This window comes from Mucilaginibacter sp. P19 (genome assembly GCF_050632265.1).
Lineage (GTDB): Bacteria > Bacteroidota > Bacteroidia > Sphingobacteriales > Sphingobacteriaceae > Mucilaginibacter > Mucilaginibacter gossypii.
This window is the reverse complement of record NZ_CP192586.1, coordinates 5,877,112-5,898,055: the sequence shown is the minus strand read 5'-3', so window position 1 is coordinate 5,898,055 and position 20,944 is coordinate 5,877,112. Positions and strand designations below refer to the sequence as shown.

17 protein-coding genes are annotated in these 20,944 nt (G+C 43.9%); 12 read left to right on the top strand and 5 right to left on the bottom strand.

What is annotated here, in order from left to right; translation table 11 throughout:
* The first annotated feature begins 47 nt into the window (after positions 1 to 47).
* The 3 genes from ACQ86K_RS28965 to ACQ86K_RS28955 all read left to right on the top strand — a co-directional run bounded on the left by ACQ86K_RS28965 (position 48) and on the right by ACQ86K_RS28955 (position 2,805).
* A complete protein-coding gene (locus ACQ86K_RS28965) occupies positions 48 to 743 on the top strand; it encodes an alpha/beta hydrolase (RefSeq protein WP_431199222.1) in 696 nt (231 codons plus the stop codon).
* 104 nt (positions 744 to 847) lie between these two features.
* Positions 848 to 1,705, top strand: coding sequence for a helix-turn-helix domain-containing protein (locus tag ACQ86K_RS28960; protein ID WP_091167521.1), 858 nt, complete (start codon positions 848 to 850; stop codon positions 1,703 to 1,705).
* 305 nt (positions 1,706 to 2,010) lie between these two features.
* Positions 2,011 to 2,805 (top strand): alpha/beta hydrolase, encoded by a 795-nt coding sequence (locus ACQ86K_RS28955; protein ID WP_091167525.1) that lies wholly within the window; start codon positions 2,011 to 2,013, stop codon positions 2,803 to 2,805.
* 83 nt (positions 2,806 to 2,888) lie between these two features.
* On the opposite strand, the gene ACQ86K_RS28950 is transcribed toward ACQ86K_RS28955, so the two are convergent.
* On the bottom strand, positions 2,889 to 3,512 hold the full coding sequence (locus ACQ86K_RS28950) for a polysaccharide deacetylase family protein (RefSeq protein WP_091167529.1): 624 nt from the start codon (positions 3,510 to 3,512) through the stop codon (positions 2,889 to 2,891).
* Positions 3,513 to 3,613: 101 nt separating this feature from the next.
* Here ACQ86K_RS28950 and ACQ86K_RS28945 point away from each other — a divergent pair, with 101 nt between their 5' ends.
* Positions 3,614 to 5,059, top strand: a complete 1,446-nt coding sequence (locus ACQ86K_RS28945) for a TolC family protein (RefSeq protein ID WP_091167531.1) — start codon at positions 3,614 to 3,616, stop codon at positions 5,057 to 5,059.
* A 36-nt stretch (positions 5,060 to 5,095) separates the two neighbouring features.
* Positions 5,096 to 6,433: an efflux RND transporter periplasmic adaptor subunit gene (locus ACQ86K_RS28940; protein ID WP_090530676.1), complete on the top strand. Its 1,338-nt coding sequence runs from the start codon at positions 5,096 to 5,098 to the stop codon at positions 6,431 to 6,433.
* A gap of 262 nt (positions 6,434 to 6,695) precedes the next feature.
* Here ACQ86K_RS28940 and ACQ86K_RS28935 read toward each other — a convergent pair whose 3' ends face one another.
* Entirely contained in the window at positions 6,696 to 7,256 is a 561-nt protein-coding gene (locus ACQ86K_RS28935) for an RNA polymerase sigma-70 factor (RefSeq protein ID WP_091167536.1), read from the bottom strand.
* Positions 7,257 to 7,497: 241 nt separating this feature from the next.
* On the opposite strand from ACQ86K_RS28935, the gene ACQ86K_RS28930 reads away from it, so the two are divergent.
* From ACQ86K_RS28930 to ACQ86K_RS28900, 7 genes are all read left to right on the top strand, one after another.
* A complete protein-coding gene (locus ACQ86K_RS28930; RefSeq protein WP_431199221.1) occupies positions 7,498 to 8,025 on the top strand; it encodes a FecR domain-containing protein in 528 nt (175 codons plus the stop codon).
* A gap of 137 nt (positions 8,026 to 8,162) precedes the next feature.
* On the top strand, positions 8,163 to 8,561 hold the full coding sequence (locus ACQ86K_RS28925) for a FecR family protein (RefSeq protein WP_431199220.1): 399 nt from the start codon (positions 8,163 to 8,165) through the stop codon (positions 8,559 to 8,561).
* Between the two features lie 221 nt (positions 8,562 to 8,782).
* Positions 8,783 to 12,283, top strand: a complete 3,501-nt coding sequence (locus ACQ86K_RS28920) for a TonB-dependent receptor (RefSeq protein WP_218134407.1) — start codon at positions 8,783 to 8,785, stop codon at positions 12,281 to 12,283.
* A gap of 23 nt (positions 12,284 to 12,306) precedes the next feature.
* Positions 12,307 to 14,088 carry a RagB/SusD family nutrient uptake outer membrane protein gene (locus tag ACQ86K_RS28915; protein WP_091167540.1) on the top strand — a complete coding sequence of 594 codons (1,782 nt, stop codon included), beginning with the start codon at positions 12,307 to 12,309 and terminating at the stop codon, positions 14,086 to 14,088.
* A 312-nt stretch (positions 14,089 to 14,400) separates the two neighbouring features.
* Positions 14,401 to 15,405 (top strand): acyltransferase family protein, encoded by a 1,005-nt coding sequence (locus ACQ86K_RS28910; protein WP_431199219.1) that lies wholly within the window; start codon positions 14,401 to 14,403, stop codon positions 15,403 to 15,405.
* A 281-nt stretch (positions 15,406 to 15,686) separates the two neighbouring features.
* Positions 15,687 to 16,370, top strand: a complete 684-nt coding sequence (locus ACQ86K_RS28905) for a family 20 glycosylhydrolase (RefSeq protein ID WP_431199218.1) — start codon at positions 15,687 to 15,689, stop codon at positions 16,368 to 16,370.
* Positions 16,304 to 17,593 carry a beta-N-acetylhexosaminidase gene (locus ACQ86K_RS28900; RefSeq protein WP_431199217.1) on the top strand — a complete coding sequence of 430 codons (1,290 nt, stop codon included), beginning with the start codon at positions 16,304 to 16,306 and terminating at the stop codon, positions 17,591 to 17,593. Before ACQ86K_RS28905 ends, ACQ86K_RS28900 begins: the two co-directional genes overlap by 67 nt.
* A gap of 308 nt (positions 17,594 to 17,901) precedes the next feature.
* Here ACQ86K_RS28900 and ACQ86K_RS28895 read toward each other — a convergent pair whose 3' ends face one another.
* The 3 genes from ACQ86K_RS28895 to ACQ86K_RS28885 form a co-directional block, all read right to left on the bottom strand.
* Positions 17,902 to 18,921: a M24B family metallopeptidase gene (locus ACQ86K_RS28895; protein ID WP_091167669.1), complete on the bottom strand. Its 1,020-nt coding sequence runs from the start codon at positions 18,919 to 18,921 to the stop codon at positions 17,902 to 17,904.
* Positions 18,922 to 18,971: 50 nt separating this feature from the next.
* Entirely contained in the window at positions 18,972 to 19,517 is a 546-nt protein-coding gene (locus ACQ86K_RS28890) for an aminopeptidase P N-terminal domain-containing protein (protein WP_431199216.1), read from the bottom strand.
* Between the two features lie 318 nt (positions 19,518 to 19,835).
* On the bottom strand, positions 19,836 to 20,831 hold the full coding sequence (locus ACQ86K_RS28885; protein ID WP_091167549.1) for a glycoside hydrolase family 43 protein: 996 nt from the start codon (positions 20,829 to 20,831) through the stop codon (positions 19,836 to 19,838).
* Positions 20,832 to 20,944: the final 113 nt, after the last annotated feature.

Genomic DNA, 20,944 nt, shown 5'->3' with positions numbered 1-20,944 from the left:
TTGTTGCTTTGTGATAAATCAAATCATTATAAAACAACAAATTAACCATGGAAAACTTAAAAAATGTAGTGCTGGTACACGGCGCGTTTGCAGACGGATCTGGCTTTAAAGCACTCTATCAAATCCTTACTAAAAAAGGTTATAACGTATTGGTGGTGCAAAACCCGCTAAGCTCATTGGAAGATGATGTAAAAGCAACCCATGTTGTATTAGACAAGATTAGTGGCCCCGCCATCCTTGCCGGGCACTCGTGGGGTGGCGCTGTAATTACCGAAGCCGGTAATCATCCAAATGTAGCTGCGCTGGTGTATATCGCGGCTTTTCAGCCGGATAACGGCGAATCAGCACTGCAGTGGCTGCAAACCGCACCACCTGCACCGGAAAACGGCGTGTTACCTCCCGATGAAAAAGGCATTGTATACTATGATAAAGACAAGTTTCACGCTGGATTTTGCGCTGACATTGATGCCGATGAAGCCGCTTTTATGTATGCATCACAAGGTGCATTTTACGCAAAAGGTTTTGTTTCGCCGATAACTGACGCGACCTGGCGTCATAAACCGGCTTATGGTTTAATTGCTACCGAGGATAAAAGTATCAATCCGGATATTCAACATGCTATGTATAATCGATCAAACACTATTGTAACCGAGGTAAAAGGCAGCCATGTGATTTTTATGTCGCAACCAGAGATTGTTGCCGATGTGATTATTGAAGCAGCCAGAAAAGCTTCGGAAGTGTAAAAAAACAGTTTAAATACTGTATGAACATCCGTGTGCATTAAACCGTATGCGGATGTTTTGTTTAAAACCTCATCAATCTGCCTTATCTTTAGCACCAAAAATTAATGAAGTTAATTGTTTCCGACCATAAAACCGGCGGCGATCTGTTACTGATCAGCGGGGAAGAAAATTTTGACCGTTTCTTTTATACCCGTGATAAAACAAAGAAGTACTTTACCATAGCCTGGAATACCGGCGCGAGTCAAATAATCAATATAGATGGTGCAGATCATGTATTTAACGGGAATACGCTGTTACCGCTCATGTTCGACCAAACCTTTACGTTCGAAAGGTCGGCTAATATCATCGCCTGGCAATTTAACAGGGAGTTTTATTGTTTGATAGACCATGATACCGAAGTAAGCTGCGTAGGTTTTCTTTTTGGGATGGGCGATCTGCTGTTCATTCCTCTGGATGATCCCAGCCAATCGAAGCTTAAAGTACTGCTTGATATTTTTACGCAGGAACTGCATATTAAAGATAAAATTCAGAATGACATGCTGATCATGCTGTTAAAGCGGCTGATCATCATGGTAACTCAGATGGCCCGTACAGAATACATTCCCGCAGAAAATAACCAGGATCAAAAACTGGATATCTTCCGGAAATTTAACCTGCTGGTTGAAATGAATTTCAAAAACGAGCATTCGGTTAACTTTTATGCGGGACTGATGAATAAATCGCCCAAAACGCTCTCAAATATTTTCTCCCTTTATAACGACAAAACGCCGCAACAGGTGATCCAGGCGCGTATTATTGTTGAGGCGAGGCGGTTGTTGAGCTACACCACAAAGTCGGTTAAGCAAATTACTTATGAACTGGGTTTTGAAGATCCTGCCTATTTCTGTAATTTTTTCAAACGACATACCAGGCAGTCGCCCGCAGAGTTCAGAAATGGGAAAGCGCAGCCGGTGGCAGCGTAAAAGGAAGCAAATGTGTTGAACTAAAAAGGTAAAAAGTGGGGGAGGTGCGATTCCCTCTCCTGGTAGGGTGTAGGGAGGGGTTTCATAGCCCGATATATCCGTTACATGGCGTACAAACCCCTCCCTGCCACCGCGCAAACCAGCCGCACCCCTCCCCAAGGGAGGGAATTGAAGAACTTTCCCAACTCATTTAAGCCATTCGGGAAGAAATTACAATCTTTCGGGAAGCGGCGACATTTCCCACCTGCCGCATTTGGGGCACTTTTGTATTGTTAAATCAAATACAACATTTAAGATAAAACAATATGAAAACTCCAACATTGAAAAACAGAATTAAAATAGGTCTACTTAGCCTGGCATTAACCTTTGCAGCCGTATTAGGTTTTACTATTTCATCACAGGCCCAGGCCGTAAAAAATGTAGTGCTGGTACACGGCGCATTTGCTGATGGATCTGGCTATAAGGCATTATACAATGAACTTACCAAAAAAGGATATAATGTTACAGTGGTGCAAAACCCACTCTCTTCTTTGGAAGACGATGTTAAAGCTGTAACAATAGCATTGGACAAACAAGACGGACCTGCGGTATTGGTAGGCCATTCATGGGGCGGTACGGTAATTACCGAAGCAGGTAACAACCCAAAAGTAGCAGCCCTTGTTTATATCGCGGCACTGCAGCCAGATAAAGGTGAAACATCTGTTCAATGGTTGCAAACTGCTCCTCCTGCTCCTGAAAATGGTGTTCTGGCACCTGATGATAAAGGCATTGTTTATTATGACAAAGCTAAATTCCATGCCGGTTTTTGTGCCGATATAAGCAAAGAAGATGCTGATTTCATGTATGCTTCACAAGGTGCCTTTTATGCAAAAGGATTTGGCACCCCTATCACTAATGCAGCCTGGAAAACTAAACCTGCTTATGGCATAGTTGCCACTGAAGATAAAAGCATCAATCCTGATATAGAACGTGCTATGTACAAACGTTCAAATACAATAATAACTGAAATAAAAGGAAGCCATGTGGTTTTCATATCGCAACCTAAAGCAGTTGCCGCTGTAATTATAAAAGCAGCCGAAAATGCTTCTGTAAAAAAATAAGCTATCGGTAGCTTTTAAAAACTCAAAAACCGGGTGCCGATATTGGCATCCGGTTTTTTTATTGCCAACTGTTATTTTCCCCTTTAGGGGGTTAGGGGGCTAAAACTATACCCTTCCTTGCTCCAAGCCTCCAATGCCCTGGGCAGTACATACTCCAATCGATCAAAAGCTTTGATGCTGTCATGAAATACTACCATCGATCCTGCTTCGGTATATTTAAGCACTCCTTTTAAGCAATCTTCAGGTTTAAGGGCCGCATCAAAATCGCCGCTGAGCACATCCCACATAAAAATATTCAGATTGGGTTTCGCTGCTTTCAGCGCGCGGGCCTGTGACCTTTTTATCCTTCCGTAAGGGGGCCGAAACAACGATGTATCCAGCAATTTATCGGCCTGTAAAAAATTATCAACATAGGTTTGGGTATCGGTTTTCCATCCTTTAAGGTGATTGAAAGTATGGTTGCCAATGGCATGGCCACCGGCTTTTACCTGTTCAAAAATATCGGGGTGCTTGCGTACATTGTCGCCAATGCAAAAAAAGGTGGCTTTGGCATTGTATTGTTTTAAAATATTTAATACAGCCGGTGTAACAATTGGTATAGGGCCGTCGTCAAAAGTGAGATAAATGCAACGGTCAGTTGATTTTATATCCCAGGTAAGTTGGGGATAAAGCTTTTTCAGCAGCCACGGGGTTTTAACCAGGTACATACAGATGAGGTAGTTTGTGTTTTATCCCTATTAACAACATTTAACAAAAATAAACACTGCAATGTAATGAACAGTTGCTTACCATTGTATAGAAAAACCTTATGAAACTAAAATTATTACTATCAGTTAAAGCAACGCTCATTTGCACAATAATATTTTCGGTTTGCGGCATTAATGCCGGCGCGCAGGAAGTAATAGGCTTGCAAAAGGCGGTAGACCTGGCCCTTGAACGTAACCTTACCATTAAACAGGCCGAATTTACAGCTGCCATCACCAACGAAGATCTTAAACAGTCGAAATATAATCAACTGCCAAATTTAGCCGTAAGCCCACAGGGCTCATTCAACTTTGGCCGTAATATCGACCCTTCAACCAACCAGTTCAGCAACCAGCGCATCCTGGCGGTTAATGGTAACTTTACCTCGCAGGTAACACTGTTTCAGGGCGGGCAATTGCGTAATACAGTAATTCAGAACAAGATTTTGCTTGATGCTGACAAAACCAACGTTGCCAAAGTAAAAAACGACCTGATATTGAACGTGGTTACTACCTACCTGCTGGTGCTAACCAACCAGGATTTGGTAAAGGCTGCGCAACAGCAAATTGATGTATCAAAAATAGCTTTGGACCGCGCCCAGAAAAGCTTTGATGTGGGTAATCAAACCCTTGCCGATCTGTCGCAAGCCAAAGCGCAGCTATCAACCAACGACCTTAACTATACCAATGCCGAAAATCAGCTGGAGCAATCCTTATTGACCCTAAAGCAATATATGGAGATGGATCCCGGCACTGATATTAGAGTTGAAAGGCCCGACATCAGTAAGTTAAACAATGTGAAAACTGTATACGATGCCCAGGAAGTTGTAAAAACCGCTCTTGCAGTAAACCCAGATGTGTTATTGGCTGAGCAACGTCAAAAAGCTGCGGCGCAGGGTGTTAAAATAGCAAGAGGCAACTACTATCCGTCGGTAGTATTATTTGGTGCTGCCGGTTCATACTTTTCTGATGCCAAGAACACGCCATTTGGTGTTACTCCAACAGGCAGATTTGACACTATTGGTTTTGTGCAAAATTCGCAACAGGCGGTTGTAGTGCCTAACTATAAAGTTGGTTATAAAAGCAACCCATTCTTCAGGCAACTGAGCGATAATTTTAACCAATCTGTAGGGGTGAGTTTACAGATCCCGATTTTCAACAGGTTTCTGTCACGCACAGCGGTTAGGAAAGCAAAACTGCAAAATCAAAATGCCGAGGTTACAGCGCAACTGGCCCGCAACAATTTGAGCAAGATTATCTACCAGGCGGTATGGGATTTACAGGCGGCTGATAAGCGTTATGCATCGGCAACGCAAACTTATAACGCAAATAAAGATGCGTTTAATATTATCCAGCAACGCTATACAGTAGGTTTGGTTAACTCGCTTGATTATAATACATCGCTAACCAATCTTAACAAATCGCAGTTTGATATGATTGAGGCGCAATACCAGGTGATTTTCAGAAGCAAAGTCATTGACTATTATTTAGGTAACCCTATAACACTTTAATAAAATCTTAACCGTAAAATATCCAAATTCACCGTCATGGGAAAAACTACTAAATATATTCTGATAGGTCTTGGCGCACTGATTGTCCTGCTGATCATTGCTAAGGTTACGGGCCTGATAGGCAAGCCCGCGCTAACCCAGGTAGCTACCGAAAAGGCCGAAACACGCGAAATAAATGAAACCGTATCGGCCAGCGGAAAGATCAAACCACATGTTGAGGTTAAGATAAGCCCCGAAGTATCGGGTGAGGTGGTTGAGCTGCCAATAAAAGAGGGTGATGTGGTTAAAAAAGGCCAATTGCTTTGTAAGATCAGGCCCGACATTTTAAAGTCAGGTTATGACCGGGCTATCGCGTCATACAATACCCAAAAAGCAAGCGTAGGTAATTCAAGCCAGATGCTTAAACAAGCCGAAGCTACCTATGCTAACCAGGCCGGTATTTACAAGCGCAGTAAAGAGCTTTATGATAAAAAAGTGTTAACGGTTTCGGAATTTGAAAATGCCAAAGCTGCTTATGAAGGCGCTAAAGCATCGCTTGAAGCTGCCAAACAAAATGTGGTAGGCTCGCAATATGGCCTGGCACAATCACAGGCATCGGTTAAGGAAGCACAGGATAACCTCGCGAAAACAACTATTTACTCGCCGGTTGACGGGGTGGTTTCAAAGCTATCTGTTGAAAAAGGTGAGCGTGTTTTGGGTACCCAGCAATTTGCCGGTACCGAGATCATGACTATATCTGATCTGAGCAAAATGGATGTGAATGTTGACGTGAATGAAAACGACATCAACCGCATTTCCCTTGGCGATTCATCAAAAATTGAAGTAGACGCATTTTTAGGCAAGAAATTTACCGGTGTGGTAACTGAAATAGGTAGCTCGGCAAACGTGGTAGGTACATCTGCCGACCAGGTAACAAACTTTACTGTAAAAGTGAGGATCAATGCCGATTCATATGCCGCACTGTTAAAGAAAACAGCCGATAATCCATCACCTTTCCGTCCGGGGTTAACAGCCACTGTTGATATCAGCACTAATTCGGCCAAAGCGCTGTCGGTACCAATCCAATCGGTAACCACCCGCGAGGAAAAGAAAGAAAATAACGGCCCGCCTAAAGCTGATGAGGATAAGAGTAAACCACAAATCAGTCCGGTAGCCAAAGAATACGTATTTGTACTAAACGCAGGTAAGCTTAAACAGGTACAGGTAACTACGGGTATCCAAAACGATAGTTACATCCAGATCTTATCCGGCCTTAAAGGTGGCGAAGAAGTTGTATCAGCTCCATATTCGGCTATTTCAAAAACGCTTAGCGATGGGCAAGCTGTTCAGAAAGTAGATAAGTCAAAATTATTTAACGCCGATAATACTAAATAATTGATTTTAGATGTGCAGATTTCAAATGTGCAGATGATAAATTAGATTTTAGCGCCCGGCGAAGCCGGGCTTTTTTGTGAACGGAATTTCCGATGATTAAAACACTCGTTAAAAAAGAGCGCGAGTTTAAGATGAACTGCTGTCATAGCCTTGTCCTCGAAGCATGGACGGGATGCCTGCGTGCAACCCTTCGACAGGCTCAGGCTAACAGGCCTTCTTTTGTCATTTCACCTTCGCTGTTCGCCGGGTTTTGACCGGCAATTTAAAAAAGCATATAACTCACATGCTTCAACACCTGGCGTAATTTTTCGAGGGCGATGCTCATCTGGCGCTCTACTGTTTTAGGGGAGATATTAAGCTGTACGGCAATTTCGCGATATTTCATATCGCTGAAACGGCTCAGTACAAAAATCTCGCGGCATTTTTCGGGAAGGGTAGCTATGGCTGCTTCTATCTGCAGGGCGAGTTCTTTTTCCTCCAGTCCGTTTTCGAGCGTATTGCGCAACTCATCAAACAAGTTGTTTTTTTCGAGGTAATTAACGTAAAGGTTTTCTATTTTCTGGCGCTTAAGGTAGTTAAGGCTCCGGTTTTGCACCATTTTAAAAAGATAGGAACTTACTGATGAGCAGAAATTGACCTCATGCCCGCGCTCCCACAGGTGGGTGAATACATCGGCGGTAATTTCTTCAGCAACGGTTAAATCGTTTACAAAACGATTGGAGAACAAAGTTAAGCGGGTATAGTATAGCCTGAACAGGGTTTCAAACGTTTTCGCGTCACCCTGTGTAAATGAGGTTATAGGTAGTTTGTTTTCCTGGATCATTAATCCCGCCTTTAATTAATCCGAATACTTTTTAAAAAACTTTAACAAGTTACAGAGTTTTTCATTCTGTATCAAATTTAATATGGAAATAATGAAAAGCTAATCACAAACATTCTGTAAAAAAACAGTTACGCGTAATATGAAGGGGACGTTCAGGTTGCTCGCCGAATAAAATTGAAAAATATTTCTTTTCGTTTTGAGGGTATCTGTTTTTTCGATTGTCTTAACGATAATATTACAAATGAATAACGAAGAAGTAAAACTGCTACTGGTAAAATATATAACGGGCGAAGCTACCCCACAGGAGCTTGAGCAGGTTAAACAATGGATAAGTGCGCACCCCGAAAACGAGCAGTATTTTGTACAACTGTATGATACCTGGCATAACATGCTTTACCTGCAACCGGCGGTTGTAAATAAAGACAATGCCTATAATAAACTTTCGACCGGTATGGAACCAGCGGAGCCGTCGCGCTATGCAAGGCTGATCACCTGGGGCAAAGTGGCAGCGACTATTGCTTTACTGGCAGCGGTTACCGTTACCTTATATAACAGGTATTCAAAAAATGTAGAAAGTGTAAGGCAAATAGCCGCTAACCCTGGCGCCATTAAAAAAATTGTTTTGAGCGATGGCACGCAGGTTTGGCTTAATGCAGGCAGCAAGCTTAATTATACGGCCGATTTTGGTAAAACAACCCGTACCGTTTACCTGGAAGGCGAAGCTTTTTTGATATCGCCCCCGGTAAAAAAGAGGTCCCTTTTATTGTAAATACGAAAAACTATACCATAAGGGATATCGGTACAAAGTTTAATCTTAAGGCCTATGCCTCCGACCCGTTCTTTGAAACCACAGTAGTAAAAGGCGAGGTATCTGTAGAGGGAAATGTAGATAACAACGCGCATGAAATGAGCCGCATTTATGTAAAGCCGCGGCAGGTGCTCCGGATCTATTATCACCCCAAAAAAGAGAATTACAGCTATGCAACCCCCGAGCCCAAAAGCCTGAACGAGATCCAGGTATCAGAGATTGACTCGGCAAAGCTTGATCGTTATGACGGCTGGAAGGAAAACCTGCTGGTATTTGATGGCGCTACCCTTAGCGAGATAGCTAAAGTGCTTGAACGAAGATATAACGTCACTATTAACATGACCGATGCCGAACTGAGCGGCATTCGTTATTCGGGTAGTTTCAAAAACATTCAGAGCATTGAAAAAGTGCTGGCAATTATAAAAGCTAATACCGCTATCAATTATTCGATAAATGGCAATACAGTAAACATTACGCGAAACAACAATAATGATTAACGACTAAAAAAACAAAAAGGAAACTATGATCAAAAACTAACATTCTCTTTTACATAAAAAAACCCGGATGTGCTACCAACACGCCCGGGCCTAAAGCAATCAAAGCTAATACCCTACGCTTGGGGAAGCATCGTATTAACTGATTAACAAACAAATTTATGATTAATTTTTACAGAAAGTCCGCTCTGGCCGTCGGCCCGTGGCAAAAAACGATCAAAATTATGAAGCTGGTAACCGTTCTGCTATTGACGGGCATTATGCAAATACACGCTGCCGCTTATTCACAAAACGTTTACAACTTTAATGTGAACAATATTTCTGTTAAGCAAATGTTTAAGCAGATTGAAAAAAGCAGTAAATACACTGTTTTTTACCGGCTTGACCAGGTTGATGTTGACAGGAAAATAAACGTGGATGTGCAGGACGCGCCTATTGAGTCGGTAATGAAACAGGTGCTTCAAAAACAGCCGCTTACTTTCCAGGTGGTTGATGATATCATCATTATAAAACCTGCCGATGCAAAACCTGTTGTCACGGTAACTGTAACAGGTGTAGTTAAAGATGTGAGCGGTCAGCCCTTACCGGGCGTTAGTGTAAAGCTCAAAGGCAGTAATTTAGGCACAGTTACCGACATTAACGGTAAATATACCCTAACCCTGCCCGACGGTAACGGCTCACTTGAATTTGGCTTTTTAGGCTTTACCACGCAGGTTATTCCGGTAAATGGACAAACCACCATCAACGTAACTTTGCTTGAAGAGTCAAAAGCGCTGAACGAGGTGGTTGTGGTTGGTTATACCACGCAGAAAAAGAAAGACCTTACCGGCGCTGTTGCGGTAGTTAACGTTAAAGACCTTAATAAACAGGCATCGTCATCAGTAAACTCGCAATTGCAAGGCCAGGCATCGGGCGTTACCGTTACCGGGTCAGGACAACCCGGCGAAGAGCCGCAGGTACACATCAGGGGTTTTAATACTTTCGGAAATAATACTCCCTTGTACGTAGTTGACGGTGTGGAAACATACGATGTAAGCACGCTGAACCCTAATGATGTTGAGACCTTCCAGGTATTAAAAGATGCGAGTTCGGCATCAATATATGGTGCAAGGGCTGCAAACGGCGTTATCATCATCACTACCAAACGGGGCAAGGGCAAAGTAAATATTCAATATGATGCCTACTACGGCACGCAAAGGCCCAAAGGCGGCAATGTCTGGAATACCATTACGCCGCAGCAAATGGCCGATCTGAAACTTACCGCTAAGAAAAATTCGGGCGATAACAGCATTAAAGATGCCTTGTACAACCCAACCGGTACAGGCTCGGCTTTTACACTGCCTGATTATATTACCCCGGCAGGTGCTAAAGAAGGTGACCCATCTGTCGATCCATCAAAATACTATGTAAACCCTTTTTATACATCAGCTGCAGACCTGGGTAATTTTTACAGGATAACAAGGGCCAACAAAGCCGGTACCGACTGGTATCATGAGTTGTTTAAATCGGCCCCGATGAATAGCCACAATATATCGTTGAGCGGCAGTACTGATAACGCCAGCTATTTATTCTCGTTAAATTATTTTAACCAGCAAGGTACACTGATTGATACTTATCTTAAACGGTACACGCTGCGCTCAAATACCACCTATAATGTAACTAAACACATCAGAGTGGGCGAAAACCTGGCTTATTCTATAACCAGGCAGCCGCAGGTAAATGACGGAACATCACATTCGCAGGTCAGCACTAATGACCCGGATGGCGTTATTGCACATGCCCTGCGCGAACAGCCCCTTATTCCTGTTTACGACATTAAAGGTAACTATGCGGGAAGTTACGGTACGGGCCTTGGCGATGCCAATAACCCGGTTGCTATACAGCAGCGTACAAAAAACAACCAGTCAACAAGTTATCGTTTGCTTGGTAACGTATTTGCCGAAGCCGACATTATTCCCGGCCTTACCTTACGTACCAGTTTTGGCGGCGATATCATCAACAGCAACAACCATTCGTTTTCGTTCCCTACATATGAAAACGTTGAAAACTCTTCAACCAATACTTACAGCGAAGGATCAGACAATAGCTACACTTATAACTGGACCAATACCCTTAGCTATCAAAAAGTATTTGGCAAACACAATGTTAACATAGTGGTAGGTACCGAGGCCGTTGAAGATCACGACCGTTATGTTGGCGGCAGCATTCAGGGTTTTTACACTTTTGATCCTGATTATGTAAACCTGTCTACCGGTACCACCAATAAAAACACTTACAGCGGCAAATCTAACAACTCATTATTTTCGGAGTTTGCCCGTTTAGATTATACTTATAACGACCGCTACCTGTTTAACGCCACTATCCGTCGCGACGGCTCATCAAAATTCCCGGTTGACCAACGTTATGGCTACTTCCCGGCATTCAGCGCGGGCTGGCGTATCTCGCAGGAAAACTTTATGAAAAATATTACCTGGCTTACCGACCTGAAGCTAAGAGGCGGCTGGGGTATTATGGGTAACCAGATCAATATGGGCAGTAAAGACGCTTACGTTACGTTCAGTAATGATATTGGCCAGTCGTATTATCCTATCGATGGCTCTCTTAACCTAACTCCGGGCTTTTACCAGGATCAAACAGCCAACCCTCACGCGCTTTGGGAAAAAGATATTAACTCCAACTTTGGCTTTGATGCAACCTTATTTGGCGGCAAAATAGCCGTAACTGCCGATTACTACCGCAAAGACATTAAGGATTTGTTATTTAATGCTACCCAGTTAGGTACAGCGGGCAACGGTGCTTTCCCGGCACAAAACGTTGGTAAAATGAAAACCGATGGTCTTGACCTTTCTGTTACCGGCAATTTCAGGGCCAGCAGCGATCTGAGCTTTAATGCGACAGGTACTTTAACCACTTATAATAATAAAGTATTAAAAGTATCTGATGACAGGGACTACTTTCCTGGTTCTGCAACAAGCAGGTTTGATAACCCAATTACCCGCAGCCAGGTAGGTCATTCTTTAGGCGAGTTTTATGGCTACCAGATCGTAGGCTTCTGGAATTCGCAGGCCGAAATTGACGCAGCCGACAAAGGTGTACAAACCCGCACCGGCGATCCGAATGCTTACTACCAATCAGATGTAAAGGTTGGCCGTTTCAGGTATAAAGACGTAAACGGTGATGGTGTCATTACCGATGCCGACCGTACTTTTATCGGTAATCCAAACCCGAAAGTTACTGCCGGCTTAAACCTGGGTGTAAACTATAAAAACTTTGATGCCAGCGTATTCCTTTACGGCTCATTCGGCAATAAACTATGGAACAGCGTTAAATACTGGCGGGATTTCTATGCTTCATTTGGTACAGCAAAAAGCTATACCGCACTTAATGATTCATGGACGCCAACTCATCAAAATGCAAAGGCACCTATCCAGGAACTTGACGCATCAACCAGCAGCGGCGCTACACCAAACTCATACTTTGTTGAAAACGGCACTTACGTGCGCATGCGTAACGCGCAGGTTGGCTACACCTTTAACATTGCAGGGCTTAAAAAGGCGGGGATCCAAAAGTTAAGGATCTATGTATCGGCAACCAACCTGTTTACTTTAACAGGCTACAGCGGTGTTGATCCTGAACTGAGCGGCAACACCAAAGATTTTGGTATTGACGAGGGTAGTTACGCGAGCCCACGCACCTTTATATTCGGAGTTAATTTTTCATTATAACAGCAATATTTAAACGGATTACAATGAAAGCTAAAAAACTTATTTCCATAGCGCTTTTAAGTATACTATCGCTTGGCGCGTGTAAAAAATCATATCTCGATAAACCTATTAACGGCGCCCTCGAGCCTCAATTTCTCGAAACAGAATCAGGAGCTAATGAACTGCTTGTAGGTGCTTATGCAGTGTTGGATGGCCAGCAGGGCGGCGACGCCTCGGTAGGCGGCGGCGGTGCGTGGGAAGCCTCGCCGGATAACTGGGTATATGGCGGTGTAGTAGGCGGAGATGCATCAAAAGGCAGTATAGCCGGCGATCAGCAACCGATAGAACCAATGATGAAATACAACGCCGATGCCAGCAATGGTTTTTTTGACAGCAAATGGCGGGCCGATTACGAGGGGGTATCACGCACAAACAACACCATCAAAATAACCAATAAGGTTACTTCGATATCAGCCTCAAACAAAACCAATATACTTGCACAGGCCCGTTTCTTAAGAGCGCATTATTACTTCGACCTGAAAAAGATGTTTAATAATGTGCCCTATCTTGATGAAACAACAACCGACATTAATCAACCCAACAATACAGATATCTGGCCAAAGATTGAAGCGGATTTCAAATACGCTTACGACAATCTGCCTAATATCCAAACCGAAGTTGGCCGCGCCAATAAATGGGCTGCCGGTGCATACTTAGGTAAAACATACCTGTACGAGCATAAATATGCTGAAGCAAAGGTTGTATTTGATGCGGTTATTGCGCAGGGTGTAACTTCCGACGGTAAAAAGTATGCACTTAACGCTAAATTCAACGACAATTTCAGAACGGCTACCAACAACAGCGCCGAATCTGTTTTTGCCGTTCAGGCTGCTGCCAATACCGATCCTAACGGCCCGTCGCAGGCAAATAACGGCGATATGCTTAACTTTCCGTATGGCAATAGCAGCCCGTTTAGCTGCTGTGGTTTTTACCAGCCATCAATTGACCTTGTAAATCATTTCCGCACCAATTCAACTACCGGCTTACCATATCTTGACGATTATAACAGCCACGCTATAAAAACAGATATGGGCCTGGCATCGGCCGACGATTATACTCCTGACGCAGGTACTATTGACCCGCGCCTTGACTGGACTGCCGGTCGCCGCGGGATCCCTTATCTTGACTGGGGCTTACATCCGGGAGCCGACTGGATCCGAGATCAGCAGTACGGCGGCCCTTATTCGCCTATCAAAAACGTTTACGGCCAGGCCGAGCAGGATGTAAACGGCGATAACACCTCATGGGCGCCAGGCTCAGGCATCAATTATAACATTATTCGTTACGCCGATGTACTGTTAATGGCCGCTGAGGTTGAAGCACAGGTTGGTAGCCTTGATAAAGCCGAAAGCTATGTAAACATGGTGCGTAACCGCGCAGCTAATCCTGAAGGTTTTGTACACAAATACAAAGACAATGATGACCCTACAGCAGGTTTCACCACTCAGGCAGCAGCTAACTATAAAGTGAGCCCTTATCCCGGCGGTGCCTTTGCCAGCAAAGATTTTGCGCTTAAAGCCATTTATTTTGAGCGTAAAATTGAGCTTGCCATGGAAGGTCATCGCTTTTTTGACCTTGTACGCTGGGGCATTGCCGATACCGAGCTTAATGCTTACATAGCATATCAAAGTACGTTGACCAGTGATGTAAAAGGCGGTAAATTTATTAAAGGTAAAAGCGAATATTTCCCGATACCGCTGGTAGAGATTGACTTAAGCGCTAAGGGCGGCACACCGCAATTGAAACAAAATCCGGGCTATCATTAATTAAAGCTGAAAGCAAAATGCGCAAAGCTAAAAGCTAATAAACTGGTGTTCAGTTGGTAACAGGAAAATGCAAAATTATAAATAACCTGACAACTTATCGGGAAAGCATACTTCCCGGTAAGTTTATTATCTTGCCTTAACATCCCTGCTTCTGAAAAGCTGATTATAAACATTTTTAAACCCATTTATGGACAAATCATCATCGCGGTTTTTATCGCTGGATGTATTTCGTGGCATGACTTTATGCTTCATGATCATTGTAAATACGCCGGGCAGCGGAGCAGCCCCTTTTTCGCCACTTGAACATGCCGCATGGCATGGCTTCACCCCACCGATCTTGTGTTTCCTTCTTTTTTATTTGCAGTAGGCAACGCCATGAGCTTTTCAATGAAACGCTACCAGGAAATGGGCAACTCGGCTGTGCTAAGCAAAGTTTTCAGGCGTACCCTGCTCATATTTTTAATAGGTTACCTCATGTACTGGTTCCCTTTCTTTTCAACAAGCGGCGGGCATTTTCATCTAAAAACAATTACCCATACCCGCATTATGGGTGTTTTGCAACGCATTGCCCTGTGTTATTGCTTTGCCTCGCTCATGATCCATTTCCTGTCCAAACAAACGGTTTTCATTTTATCGGGGTTATTTCTGGTGATCTACTGGATCATCCTGCTGGTGTATGGCAACCCAGCCGACCCTTTGAGCATGACCGGCAATGCAGGCATCTACCTTGATAAATTTTTGTTCGGGCCTGATCATTTATATCACGGCGAGGGTATTCCGTTCGATCCGGAAGGCGTATTAAGCACGTTACCGGCAATTGTTAACGTTGTAGTTGGATACTATGCAGGTAAATTTATCCAGCAAAAAGGTAAGGGATATGATACCACCACCAAATTGCTGTTAACCGGCTGCCTGTTCATCTTCCTGGCCTTATGCTGGAACATGGTTTTCCCGATCAATAAAAAACTGTGGACAAGCTCCTTTGTGCTGGTAACCACCGGGTTGGATTTAGTGATCCTCTCAGCCTTGATATATGCTTTGGAAATTAATAATTGGAATAAAGGCAATTGGGCCCGTTTTTTCACCACCATGGGGAAAAATCCGCTGCCTATATATGTGCTATCCGAAATACTGCTGATCCCGGTAAGTATGATCATGATAAACGGCACAAACGCTGTCGATTGGATCAACACCGCTTTTTACCAGGCTATAGCGCCCGGCCCGATTGGATCATTGCTATTCGCTATCAGTTTTATGATGATTTGCTGGCTGGTTGCCTACATCCTCGACAAGCGGAATATCTATATCAGGGTGTGATTGGAATTTTGGATTTCGAATGTTCGATTTCGGATTTTTTTTGGGGTTTCATCGATTGATTTTTGATTTCACCGATTTTGTCTGAACAGGAATTTTAAGGAATTAAATAATTACAGAACGCTCTGCAAATTCAAAAAAGAATCTAAAAATTCTTTTAAAATTTGAGTTCAGACAATATACTGGTCATCCTCAAATCCTAAAAATCATGGTTCAGAAAATATACTTCTTAATATTATTTAAAAAGTTTAATTTGCGTACATCCAATTAAATAACAATTCTTTATGAAGAAATTATCCTTATTGCTTTGCGGCTGTATGGCACACCTGCTTTCTGCGGCCCAAACAACCAAACCGGCACTCGCGCTTATTCCGCAACCGGTAAAAGTTACCCAAACTACCGGCCAGTTTGTGCTGCCCAAAACAGTAATTGTAGAAGCCGGTTCATCTGCCGATGTGGCAAATGTAACTGCCTATCTTAAAAGAAAACTGTCTACTGCTACGGGTGTATTCATCACCGTAAAAAGTGTAGCGCCGACAGCGCCCATCAGGCTGATTCTAAATAAAACAGCCGATACAGTTCTCAAAACCGAGGGGTATAAATTATCCGTAACCTCTAAAAAAGTAGTGATCCACGCTAATGATGCCGCGGGACTATTTTATGGCGTACAGACGTTTTTCCAGCTGTTGCCTAAAGAAATTGAAGGACTGGAAGTAGCCAAGGGCGTAAAATGGACTGCACCCGCGGTTGAAATTACCGACTATCCAAGGTTTGGATGGAGAGGGTTGATGTTTGATGTATCACGCCACTTTTTTACCAAAGCCGAGGTTAAGCAATACATCGATGCCATGGTTAAGTATAAATTTAACCTGCTGCATTTACACCTTACCGATGATGAAGGTTGGCGCGTGGAGATCAAAAGCCTGCCAAGATTAACCGAAGTAGGATCGCACAACGTAAAAAAGTAGGCCAGTTTGGTACGTTTACTCCACCTACACCTGATGAGCCACGTACCTACGGCGGTTTTTATACCCAGGAAGATATCAAAGAGTTGGTACAATACGCCAAAGACAGGTTTGTGAACATCCTGCCCGAAATTGACGTACCGGGCCATAGCCTCGCTGCGATAGTTGCCTACCCTGAGCTTTCATGCACTCCGGGTGCCGATAAATATGTGGTGAACTCCGGCGAGCCTTTCATGGATTGGAGCGGCCCGCATAACCGCGCTATTGTCGACAATACCCTTTGCCCTGCCAACGAAAACGTTTATACGTTTATGGATAAAGTTATTACCGAAATTGCACAGTTGTTCCCCTTTGGCTATATCCATTTAGGGGGTGATGAGTGCGCCAAAAACTTCTGGGAGCAAAGTGATGCCATCAAAGCATTAATGGCCAAAGAAAACCTGAAAACAATGAGCGAAGTACAGGCTTATTTCGAAAAGCGACTTGAAAAGATTGTAGAATCGAAAGGCAAAAAATTCATGGGTTGGGACGAGATCATTGAGGGCGGTCTGGGCCCTAATGCAGCTGTGATGAGCTGGCGGGGTATTCAGGGAGGTATCACCGCTGCTAAAGCAGGCCATGAGGTGGTCATGAGCCCAACAACGTTCGCTTACCTTGATTACATGCAAAGCGACCGTGTAAACGAAACCAAGATCTATGCCACACTTCGCTTAAACAAAACTTACTCTTGGGAGCCTGTACCTGATAGTGTTGATGCACGCCTCATTAAAGGCGGTCAGGCCAACTTATGGACCGAGCAGGTATACAACATCCGCCAAGCCGAATATATGACCTGGCCACGCGGCATGGCTATTGCCGAGGATGTATGGTCGCCAAAAGGAACTAAAAACTGGGACGGATTTTTTAGCCGGGTTGAGAAACATTTCCCGCGCTTTGATGAAGCCGAAACCAAGATAGCCCCAAGCGCTTACGATCCATCATTTGATGCAGTGTTGAATCCTGACAGCACGTTAAAAATCACACTAACAAATGAGGTAAACGGGCTGGACACTTATTACAGCTTCGACAACTCGTTCCCCGACAGGTTTTATCCAAAATATACAGCGCCGATAGATGCCCCTAAAGATGCAACCACGCTAAGGGTGATCACTTATCGTGGTAAAAAGCCAATAGGCCGTATGGTTACCATGCCATTGGCTGAGTTGAAGAGCAGGATTAAGAAGTAAGAATAATTCATAAATAGAAAGCCCTCCGGATTGAATTTCGGAGGGCTTTCGTGTTTAAGTACGCTTATACTATCGCCAACGCCCGGCTCCAGCCGAGTGTTTACTATTAAGCGGCCTCTGGCCGCCGAAGTTCTGTTATTTTCTTGCGCTCGTTTGCAACGAGCGCTTAATATGGTTCGGCGATTGCATCGCGGATATCGCATTACAAACGAGCGCAAGGTATGTTCGCTTCGGCGGCCAGAGGCCGCTTAATAGTTGCCACTCGGCTGAAGCCGGGCCGCGGCGGGCTTTTTCTATTGGCGTTATTTTTATTTCAGCTCCGGAAATTTGGTAGCCTCAAAAATACTTTTCTCAGTAGCAGCTTTTTCAACATCCTGCCATTTGCGCGGCGCATCTATCGACAGGATTGTGCCCTTGTCTTTACCAATTTGTACGTCATCTTCAATACGTACGCCAATATTCCACCATTTTTTATCGCAGGGGCTGCCGGCAGGGATATAGATCCCCGGCTCAACGGTGATCACCCAGTTCTCTTCCAAATTACCGCGACCGCCTTTGTCATGCACATCAAGCCCTAAATGGTGCGAGCAGCCATGCGGGTAATATTTACGTACTTCTGAAGCATCCTTGATAATACCAAGCTTAATTAATCCGGCCGATAATACTTCTACCGATTTTTGCTCAAGACTTGCATAGGGAACTCCCGCTTTACACAATTTAAAAATCTCTTCCTGCGCATCGTAAACTAATTGGTAAATGGCTTTTTGCTCTTCGGTAAATTTGCCGTTAGCCGGTACAGTGCGGGTAACGTCGGCAGAATAGCCATGATATTCGGCACCAACATCCATGAGTAATAACTGGTTATCAATTTTTGTGGCCGAGTTTTCTTCATAATGCAGGATACAACCATTAGCGCCTGCACCTACAATTGGTGGATAGCCCTCGTCTTCTGCTCCGTATCTTTTATGCACGTAGGTCATGATGCCTTCAACCTCGCGCTCGCTCATATTGGGTTTTACCGATTTCATTACTGCCAGATGGGCAAGGCTTGAGATCTCAACCGCTTTTTTCAATACGGCTATTTCCTCCGGTGTTTTTACGCCGCGGAGTTTTGAAGTAAATTCAGCATATCCGGTGTTACCGCCGTAAGTTGTGCCAATCTTTGCCTTAACATCGGCAAGCGTTGCAGAATCGGGCTTGGCCGCCAATTGTTGTATAAGCGGATTATTCTTGTGATCCTCATCAGCAAACTTATCTTTAAAATAAGTCATGAAACGGGCTAAATTTTGAGGAGTAACCATCCTTGCTATCAAATTAAGATCACTCATAACCTGCCTGTTGGTTTCCGTTATGCCAGCCTTAATTTTAAAAGCTGCGATCAGTTTTTTAGCTCGCCGGTCGATCCATCGCCGGTAACATCTTCGGGCAGTGCATCATAATACACATTGGCAAACTTTTTAAAATCAACCGGGAATTTCGCGAAATCCTCGCTGTTGTAAACCCGCTTAAAACCAAGCTGCGATTTAGCGCCCTCAAGGCCTAAACGCCTGCCTGTCCATTGCTCACGAGCGGCATCCCGGTGACGTACAAACAGCACCTCGTTATAGCTGCTGTCGCCCACAGCCTGCATTTCTTTAAATACCAACAACACTGAATTGGGTTCTTTATATCCTGAAAAATAATACAGATCGGGATTAGGATGATAAACGTAGTTAACATCGTTCGAAAATACCTGTTCAGGGTACGAGAAGATCACCATCACCGAATTGGCGGGCATCAGGTTGCGCAGGGCCTGGCGTCTTCCGGCATGAAACTCTTTGCTTAAATAATCGGTGGGCAGGTTTTCGGCGGTTTGTCCGAAACAGCGGTTGCCGCCGCCCAGGGCAAGTAAAATTACTAATGCCCGAAAAAATGATCGCGTCATAATGATAAAGGAATAATGTCAGTCAAAAAAACGGTTTAAGATACTAAATATCAGGGATTATCATGCTCACCCTTTTAGGGTGAAAAGATTGATGTGCAAATGAAAAGATTTCAGATGTGCAAATTAGCAAGGACAATATCAACGCTGAAACCAATGGCTACAAAAAAACAACTATGTCATTGCGAGGAGCGGCCCGGGTTTGTGTTCCAGGGGCGACGTGGCAATCTCGTCGCATAGACAGCAAACCGGCATGGCGAATAGCATTGGCTATGAGATTGCCACGCTATCGCTCGCAATGACATATTAAATTTGAACGGTCTACTTAATCTTCCTTGCCGTTACACCTTCATTGGTGATTTTCACCGGCAGGATCTTGCCATCCTTGTCAAAGTACATTTTATCGATACAGGTAACGCGGTGGTTGCCATCAGTTTCGGTTAAGGGGCGGCGGTGGTAAACAATATACCATTCATCCTTCCCCGGCACCTGGATCACGGAGTGGTGCCCTGCTCCTGTGGCTATGCTCGGGTCTTGTTTCAATATTGTTCCGATCCGGTTAAACGGACCAAACGGCGAATCGCCGATTGCATACGCCACGCGGTAATCCGGACCAGTCCAGCCGCCTTCGCTCCACATAAAATAATATTTGCCTTTGCGTTTAAACATCACCGGGCCTTCAACATAATCTTTAGGGGTGATCAGTTTGTAGGTTTCACCATCTTTAAACGGTTCGATACCTGTAAAGTCGTTTTTTAGCTTTACGATATTACATTGGCCCCAGCCACCGTAAATCATGTAGTACTGGCCGTCGTCATCTTTAAACACAAATTGATCTATAGGCTGCGCTTTATTGATGATCTGGCCAATGAGTGGTTTGCCCAAAAGGTCTTTGAATGGGCCTTCAGGTTTATCGCCAACGGCAACACCTATACCGCCAACTTCGTTATTGTTCTGAATATCGTTAGCGCCAAAAAAGATATAGTATTTACCGTCTTTTTCAGTTACTGCCGGAGCCCACATAGCACGTTTAGCCCACTTTACAGCGGCAGTATCGATAATGCGGGGATGCTTAGTCCAGTTAACCAGATCGGGCGATGAAAAGGCATCCATAAATACCTGGTCGTTATATTTAGCCGAATAGGTTGGATATACCCAGTATTGTTTATTGAAGATTTTGGCTTCCGGGTCGGCATACCAGCCTTGAACAATAGGATTACCTGATGTTTTCTTCTCCTGTGCTAATGCCTTATTTTCAGATATGATAATTGCCGCACCAAACGTTGCCAGTAAAACCAGTTTTTTAGGAATGATCATTGGGAAATAGATTTTTGGTCTAAGATATTAAAATAGATAAAACGTTTTAGTAATGAGGTGCGAATTTATTCGGATTGAGACGAATTACACAAATTTTTAAATTGTTGAGCTTT

What these genes read in the sequence shown, in the direction of transcription:
- ACQ86K_RS28930 (WP_431199221.1), top strand. Translation starts at nt 7,498, where the DNA reads ATGAATAACGAAGAAGTAAAACTGCTACTGGTAAAATATATAACGGGC.
- ACQ86K_RS28935 (WP_091167536.1), bottom strand. Translation starts at nt 7,256, where the DNA reads ATGATCCAGGAAAACAAACTACCTATAACCTCATTTACACAGGGTGAC.
- ACQ86K_RS28925 (WP_431199220.1), top strand. Translation starts at nt 8,163, where the DNA reads ATGAGCCGCATTTATGTAAAGCCGCGGCAGGTGCTCCGGATCTATTAT.
- ACQ86K_RS28965 (WP_431199222.1), top strand. Translation starts at nt 48, where the DNA reads ATGGAAAACTTAAAAAATGTAGTGCTGGTACACGGCGCGTTTGCAGAC.
- ACQ86K_RS28890 (WP_431199216.1), bottom strand. Translation starts at nt 19,517, where the DNA reads ATGACGCGATCATTTTTTCGGGCATTAGTAATTTTACTTGCCCTGGGC.
- ACQ86K_RS28920 (WP_218134407.1), top strand. Translation starts at nt 8,783, where the DNA reads ATGAAGCTGGTAACCGTTCTGCTATTGACGGGCATTATGCAAATACAC.
- ACQ86K_RS28885 (WP_091167549.1), bottom strand. Translation starts at nt 20,831, where the DNA reads ATGATCATTCCTAAAAAACTGGTTTTACTGGCAACGTTTGGTGCGGCA.
- ACQ86K_RS28955 (WP_091167525.1), top strand. Translation starts at nt 2,011, where the DNA reads ATGAAAACTCCAACATTGAAAAACAGAATTAAAATAGGTCTACTTAGC.
- ACQ86K_RS28910 (WP_431199219.1), top strand. Translation starts at nt 14,401, where the DNA reads ATGGCATGGCTTCACCCCACCGATCTTGTGTTTCCTTCTTTTTTATTT.
- ACQ86K_RS28960 (WP_091167521.1), top strand. Translation starts at nt 848, where the DNA reads ATGAAGTTAATTGTTTCCGACCATAAAACCGGCGGCGATCTGTTACTG.
- ACQ86K_RS28915 (WP_091167540.1), top strand. Translation starts at nt 12,307, where the DNA reads ATGAAAGCTAAAAAACTTATTTCCATAGCGCTTTTAAGTATACTATCG.
- ACQ86K_RS28895 (WP_091167669.1), bottom strand. Translation starts at nt 18,921, where the DNA reads ATGAGTGATCTTAATTTGATAGCAAGGATGGTTACTCCTCAAAATTTA.
- ACQ86K_RS28905 (WP_431199218.1), top strand. Translation starts at nt 15,687, where the DNA reads ATGAAGAAATTATCCTTATTGCTTTGCGGCTGTATGGCACACCTGCTT.
- ACQ86K_RS28945 (WP_091167531.1), top strand. Translation starts at nt 3,614, where the DNA reads ATGAAACTAAAATTATTACTATCAGTTAAAGCAACGCTCATTTGCACA.
- ACQ86K_RS28950 (WP_091167529.1), bottom strand. Translation starts at nt 3,512, where the DNA reads ATGTACCTGGTTAAAACCCCGTGGCTGCTGAAAAAGCTTTATCCCCAA.
- ACQ86K_RS28940 (WP_090530676.1), top strand. Translation starts at nt 5,096, where the DNA reads ATGGGAAAAACTACTAAATATATTCTGATAGGTCTTGGCGCACTGATT.